Genomic DNA, 6,732 nt, shown 5'->3' with positions numbered 1-6,732 from the left:
GGGATAACCTGCTGTAAATACGAGAAAAAGGAGCGCGCAGCCGCGAGTCCGTGCGAGATGCGCGCAGCCGGGAAAAGCTAAAACATCGAGGCCTGGGGGGCTGACATGGGAAGCGGGGACAAGCGGCCGGCCTTGGCGCCGCAGATCCTCCCTGTGGGTGCGGGCTTGCTCCGGGCGGCGTTCCGACGAATGCGCTGGTTCAGTCGATATTGATGGCGACTGTTACAGCGCATTCGGGAGCAAGCCCCCTCCCACAGGGTTTGGTTTGCACAATCAGTTCCGGGTCAGAGCCGGCGTTTGCGGTTGAGGCTCGGGATGGTGGTTTGTGGAATGAGCACTTGCTGCGCCTGATCGGTGGTGCTGAGCGCCAGCGCCGCCAGCGTCGGCTGGCTGAACAGCGCCCGGGCGTCGGTGTGCAGACCACTCTGACGCATGCGCGCCACCAGACTCACCGCCAGCAACGAATGCCCGCCCAGCTCGAAGAAGTTGTCGTGCCGCCCGACCTGTTCGACGCCGAGCACCTCGCCCCAGATCTGCGCCAGCGTGGTTTCGACGTCACCCAGAGGCGCGACGTAAGGCCGGTTGATCACCGCGTCCGCCCCCGGTTCCGGCAGGGCTTTGCGGTCGATCTTGTCGTTTGGTGTCAGCGGCAAGGCGTCGAGCCGCACGAACGCACCAGGCACCATGTACTCCGGCAAACGCTCCAGCACATGGGCGCGCAAGGTCTCCAGGCTGGGTTCATCTACGCTAGAGCGCACCGTGTACCAGGCCACCAGACGCTCGTCGCGCACCATCACCACCGCTTCGCGAATTGTTGGATGCTCGATCAGCCGCGCCTCGATTTCTCCTGGCTCCAGACGCAAGCCACGCAGCTTGATCTGGAAGTCGTTGCGGCCAAGAAACTCCAGTTCGCCGTCGTTGTTGTAACGCACCAGATCGCCGGTACGGTACAGCCGATCACCCGCTACAAACGGGCTGTCGATGAAACGCTCGGCCTGCATCTCGGGCAAGCCGTGATAACCCCGCGCCACGCCGACACCGCCAATGTGCAACTGACCGCTGACGCCTTGCGGCACCGGTTGGTCGTAAGCGTCAAGCACATACAAACGCGTGTTGCTCAACGCTTTACCAATCGGCACCGCGCTGTCCGGCACCGGCATTGCCGGTTCCAGCGTCCAGCCGGTGCTGTCGACCGTGGTTTCGGTCGGGCCATAGACGTTGTGCAAACGCACCCACGGCAGCCGTGCGCGCACCTGCCGCGCCAGCGCGGCACTGAGTTCACCGCCACCATTGAGCACGTCGGTGAGGCTGGTGCATTGCTCGACACCCTCCTGCTCGATGAACTGCTGGAGCAACGCCGGTACGAACTTGACCACCGTCACCTGTTGCTGGCGGATGGTCTGCACCACGTACGCCGAATCGCGGTTGCCGTCGGGCCGCGCCAGCACCAGACGCATGCCGGAGCACAGCGGCCAGAAGATCTCCCACACCGAACTGTCGAAGCTGAACGGCGCCTTTTGCAGCAGTGCGCCGTGTTCGGTTGGCGGACTGAGCTGCGAACCCCAGTGCACCATGTTGCAGGCGCTGCGGTGCTCGATCATCACGCCCTTCGGCAGGCCCGTAGAACCCGAGGTGTAGATCATGTAAGCGAGGTTCGAAGCGCTCAGGCCTGGTACCTGAAGACTGCCTGTCGGCTGCTGCTCCCAACTGCCGCGATCCAGGTCGATCAGCGCCACACCCGGGTCACCGAGCAGTTGGTGTGTGGCGCCGTGCACCAACAGCGCGACCGGCGCGCTGTCCTGCAACATGTAGTTCAGACGTTCCAGCGGATAGTCCGGGTCCAACGGCACATAGGCGCCGCCCGCCTTGAGAATGCCGAGCAGACCAACCACCAGATCCAGCCCGCGCTCGACGCAGATCGCCACTCGCGCATCCGGCTGCACACCAAGTTCGCGCAGGTGATGGGCCAGGCGGTTGGCGCGTTCGTTGAGTTCGCGATAGCTCAGGCGCTGTTCCGCCGTCTGCACGGCGACGGCGTCCGGTTTGCACTGCACTTGTGCTTCGAACAAGGCGTGCAGCGGTTGCTCCAGCGGGCACTCGACTTGCGTCGCGTTGAAGTCCACCAACAAGCGCTGCAACTCATCGGCTTGCAGAATCGGCAAACGGTTCAACGGCTGTTGCGGCGCCTGCTCCAACGCCTGCACCAGGCCGCTCAACGCCGCGTGCATGTAACCGCAGATCCGCTGCGCGCCGATCTGCGCCACAGCCCGGCCGGTGAGGCGCAAGCCGTTGCCATAATCATCCACGCTCATGGTCAGCGGATAGTTGGTGCGCTCTTCGTTGGCCAGGGTTTCGATGCCTTGCCAGGACTGCCGGGACGGTTCCAGCAACTCCGATTCATCACTGTGCCGGTAATTGAGCAGCGCGCTGAACAGCGGCGACGGCGACGCCACCCCGCTGCAACGCTGGGCCAGCGCCAATGAAGCGTGTTCGTGCCCGAGCAGCGCGGTCAGCCGCGCGTGGGTGACACGCACGGCGTCCAGCACTCCGGCGTCGACGTCGATGCGCAGCGGCAAGGTATTGATGAACACCCCCAGCGCCCGGTCAGCACCCTCGCCGCCCTGCATGCGTCCCATCAGTACCGTGCCGAATACCACACGTTGCTGACCGGACGTCGCCGCCAGCACCCGCGCCCACGCCAGATGAATCAGGCTCGCGACGCTGACACCGGCCTGGCGCGCCTGATGGCGCAAACGCTGATAGACGTCTGTCGGCAGCGCCTGCTGCGCCTCGTCGATGCCGCGCCCGTCGCCCTGCACTTCTTGCAGGCCGAACGGCAGGGTCGGTTCATCGATGTCCGCCAGTTGTTCGCGGAAAAAAACCTCGTGCTCCTGCTCGCTGACGCCCAGCCGCGCCTGCGCCACGTAATTGCGATACGGCACTGGCGGCGCCAGCGCCACAGCCTGCCCCGACAGACTGGCCTGCAACTCGCCGCGCATCACTTCGAGGGCGATGTGGTCCATCGCCAGGTGATGGAACAGCAGAATCCCCACCACCCTGCCCAGCGCCGGGTCACGGGCATACACCAGACGCATCAGCGGCGCCTGACTGACGTCAAGACGATAACGCCGGGCGTTGAAGCGCGCGTGCAACTGCTCGAGGATCGGCCCGTCAAGCGGATCAAGTTCGACTTCCTGCAACGGCAGCAGCGCGTCACGCCACACCACCTGCACCGGCGTGCTCAAGCCTTCCCAGACCACCGCCGTGCGCAGAATGTCATGACGCGCCATGACCTGGCGCAACGCAGCGGCGAAGGCCTCGACGCGCTCGATACTGTCGAACGCCAATTGGGATTGCAGCAGGTACGGATCGCCCTGCGCGGCGGTGATGTGGTGGTAGAGAATGCCTTCCTGCAACGGCGCCAGCGGATAAATGTCCTGCACGTTGGCAGCTCCGCCCGGCACCGTGGCGATGATTCGCTCGATGTCCGCCTGCTGCAGTTGCACCAGCGCCAGCATCGCTGGAGTGATGTGCGTGCAATCGGCGGCGATGCGATTGGCCGGCACCTCGATTTCGCGCCCGCTGCCGACCGAGGCGGCCAGTGCCGCCAGGGTCGGCTGGCTGAACAGCACGCGCACGTCGCTGCTCAAATCGAGCTGGCGCATGCGCTCGATCAGAATCACCGCCAGTAACGAATGCCCGCCCAGTTCAAAGAAATGGTCGTGACGCCCGACCCGCTCGACTTGCAGCACTTCAGCCCAGATCTGCGCCAAGGCCATTTCGACCTCGCCTTGCGGCGCTTCGTATTCGCGACGAATCAGATCGTCCGGCCCGGGCACCGGCAGCGCCTTGCGGTCAACCTTGCCGTTGGCGGTCAGCGGCAGAGCCGGCAGGCGTACGTAGGCGCTCGGCAGCATGGCGCTGGTCAGGCGCTCTTTGAGGTGCCCGTGCAATTGATTGATGTCCAGCGGCGCCTGCTCGGTGAACCAGGCCAACAACTGCCCGTCGCGCACCAGCACCACGGCTTCGCGTACTGCCGCATGGCTGGCGAGTGCGCTCTCGATTTCCCCCGGCTCGATGCGTACACCACGGATTTTCACTTGGTCGTCATTGCGCCCCAGATATTCCAGATGGCCGTCGGCGCGCCAGCGTGCAAGGTCGCCGGTGCGGTACATCCGCGCCCCCGTTTCAGCGCTGAACGGGTCGCGCAGAAAGCGTTCGGCGGTCAGGTCCGCACGGTTCAGGTAACCACGGGCGACCCCGGCCCCGCCGACGTACAACTCACCGCTCACGCCAAGCGGCACCGGTTGCTGCTGCTCATCGAGCAGATACACCGTGGCGTTGCTCACGGGTTTGCCGATATGCAGCGCCTGCCCGGCGTCGATACGCCCGGAGGTCGCCACCACCGTGGCTTCGGTCGGGCCGTAGTTGTTGATCACCGCGAACGATTGCTGGCGCGGGAACTGACGCAGGCGATCACCACCGATCAGCAGGGTGCGCAAGGTCGGGTGATCGAGTTGCCGACTGAACGCGTATTCGGCAATCGGGGTTGGCAAAAAGCTGACATCCAGCGGCTGCGCACGCCACCAGTCGAGCAGCGCATCGATGTCTTCGCTGCCATCGCTGGCGGGCGCCAGGTGCAGGATCGCGCCCACGCACAGCGCCGGCCAGACTTCCCAAGCCATCGCGTCAAAACCGAACCCGGCGAGACTTGAGGTATGGCTGCCGGCATTCAAGTCGAAAACGTCAGCGTGCCAATCCACCAGATTGCACAAGGTCCGGTGCTCGACCATCACCCCTTTGGGCAGGCCGGTTGAGCCGGAGGTATAAATCACATAGGCGAGGTTTGCCGGGGTCAGTCCGGGCACTTTCGGCGCGCCAAGGTTGGCGGCGGACCAGGTCTGGCGATCCAGCTCGATCACCGGCACCGACAACGCCGGCAGATGCCCGCGCAATGCACTTTGAGTCAGCACCGCCAGCGGCGCGCTGTCATCCAGCAGATAGCTCAGGCGTTCGGCCGGGTGCGCCGGGTCGAGCGGTACATAGGCGGCGCCAGCCTTGAGAATCGCCAACAGCCCGACCAGCGTGTCGAGCCCGCGCCGCGCGATGATCGCCACCCGGTCATCCGGGCGCACGCCGAGATCGAGCAGATGATGAGCAAGCGCGTTGGCGCGCTGATTGAGCTCGGCATAAGTCAGGCATTGCCCTTGGTGAACCGCCGCCAACGCCTGCGGCCGTTGCACCGCTTGAGCCTCGATGCGCTGCTCAATCGTGGTTACGCTCGGATAGTCCACCCGCGTCGCATTCCATTGTTGCAGCAGCGCGACTTCTTCAGGAGTGCTCAGGCTGAACTCCATGACCGGCAGGTTCACCGCCTCCAGTCCTTGTTCCAGGATCAGCAGCCAGCGTTCGGCCAGAGCCTTGACCTCCTCGGCACTGAAATACGCCTCGCTGTAAATCAGGTACAGGCGCGCGTCATCGTTGGCCAGATTACTCAGCAGGTGCACCGCCAGTGGCGTCGCCTCTTCCACGTTGGAGACCTTGGTAACCCGCGCCAGCGCCTCGCCATAGCGGTAATCGTGGGTGTCCTGCTCGTAGGAAACGGTCAGTTCGAACAGTTGCGAACGGTCCTCGCGCAACAGGCCCAGGGCGCGGTTCATCTCACTCAAGGGAAAGCGCTGATGACGGAAATCCTTTTTCAGTTCATCGCGAATGGCCCTGATCAGCTCACCGAATGTCTGTTCGCGGCCAAAGCCCATGCGCACTGCACTGATTTGCGCGAACAGCCCGAGGGTGGATTTGAAGCGTGCACCGGAGCGGTTGAGGATCGGCAGCCCCACCACCCATTCGTCACGCTGCGCGGTGCGGCTGAAATACACGTGCAACGCCGCCAGCAGGACATGGAACGCCGAAGCGCCAAACTCCCGCGCCACCTGTTTCATGCGCTGGTGCAGCAGCGCCGGCAGGGGCTGCGCAAGGACCTGAGTCTGGGCAGCGGCGCCGGCCAGACTCTGTTGGTGGCGCGGCAGCAGCAGCGGCTCGGGCAATTCTCGGTACTTGTCCAGCCAGTAGGCACGGTCCAGCGTATAGCGGGGCGAGCCGTGATAGCGCGCATTGTCTTCGATGAAGTCGATGTACGACGGCGCGGTGGCCGGTGCGGGCCGGCCGTGCGCCAAGGCGTTGTAGATCTCGTCCAGCGACTTGAGCATTTCTCCGAAGCTCCAGCCATCGACGATCAAATGGTGGGCCAGAATCGACAACCAATGCCGCTGCTCGTCGAGGCGGATCAGCAGGAAACGGAACAGGGGACCGCCATCCAGCACGAAGGGCTGATCGATGCGCTGCTGAATCAATGCCCGCGCTGCCGACTCCGGGTCGGCGTGCGCCGACACATCGTGAATCGGCATCGGTGCAGGCAAAGCGTGGGCAAATCGCTGCAAAGGCAGGCCATCGACACCGGCGCCCGGCAACAGGACCGTGCGCATGGCGTCATGCCGGGCCACCAGACCTTCGAGGGCCGCCTGCATGCAAGCCGGATCCAGTGGGCCGCTCAGGTTCATATACCCGCCGATGTTGTACAACGGCGAATCGCCGCGACTCAGCTGATCCAGCCAGATGTCCAGCTGCGCAGCAGTCAGCGGATACGTCTGGAGCGATGCGGACGGAGTGTCCACCGCAGGGGCAGAAATAGGCGGCATAAGATCCTTCTCATGTGATTTTGCGCCTATTCAA

At 64.3% G+C, this 6,732-nt stretch carries 2 pseudogenes; both read right to left on the bottom strand.

The features are described 5' to 3' along the window. Window positions 1–284: 284 nt before the first annotated feature. Window positions 285–5,255, bottom strand: a pseudogene (locus AC0J41_RS09565) (amino acid adenylation domain-containing protein); the annotation flags it as partial. Between the two features lie 126 nt (window positions 5,256–5,381). Beyond that, window positions 5,382–6,698 (bottom strand): annotated as a pseudogene (locus AC0J41_RS09560) (condensation domain-containing protein); the annotation flags it as partial. Window positions 6,699–6,732: the final 34 nt, after the last annotated feature.

The sequence above is a fragment of the Pseudomonas sp. Arb-4-2C genome (assembly GCF_055755015.1).
The sequence above is the reverse complement of the archived record's forward strand: the minus strand, read 5'-3'. Positions and strand labels throughout refer to the sequence as shown.